At 68.7% G+C, this 534-nt stretch carries 1 protein-coding gene; it reads right to left on the bottom strand.

The window, feature by feature from the left end; translation table 11 throughout:
• The coding region (locus tag J7E68_RS04745; protein WP_215170322.1) for a LysR family transcriptional regulator substrate-binding protein at positions 1-521 on the bottom strand (521 nt) is incomplete at its 3' end.
• Positions 522-534: the final 13 nt, after the last annotated feature.

Genomic DNA, 534 nt, shown 5'->3' with positions numbered 1-534 from the left:
GAGCGCGAGACGATCGTGTCGGCCGTGCCCGCGGCGACCAGACTGAGGGCGGTCTCGACGTGCTCGACCTCGACCGCCGGGTCGATGGTGAGCCCGCGCAGCCGTGCGCGTTCGAGCAGCTGGCGCCTTGTGGGGTCATCCCATCCGGCGAAGGCGTCGTAGAGCACCAGCTTGGCCTCGGCGACCTCGTCGATCATGATGGCGCCCGCGTGCGGTGGCCGCGTGGCCGAGGCGTAGAGCACCTCGTCGCGGAAGAGCGGACGCACCTCGAGGCCGTCTTCGTCGACCGGCAGCACGAGCAGGCCTGCGTCGAGTTCTCCTGCGGCGATCGAACGCGCTACATGTGCTGAATTGATGCCCACCAGCCGCAGTCGCACATTCGGATGCCGGTGGTGGAAGGTCTCGGCCAGATCGGCAAGCGCATAATAGGCCGCGTTGCGCAGGACGCCGAAGGTGCACGTGCCGCGTTCGAGCGAGGCCAGCGCGTGGATCGTGTCGATGCCGTTCTGCACCGCGCTCACAGCCTGAGCCGCG

The sequence above is a fragment of the Microbacterium sp. ISL-103 genome (assembly GCF_018613995.1).
GTDB lineage: Bacteria > Actinomycetota > Actinomycetes > Actinomycetales > Microbacteriaceae > Microbacterium.
The sequence above is the reverse complement of the archived record's forward strand: the minus strand, read 5'-3'. Positions and strand labels throughout refer to the sequence as shown.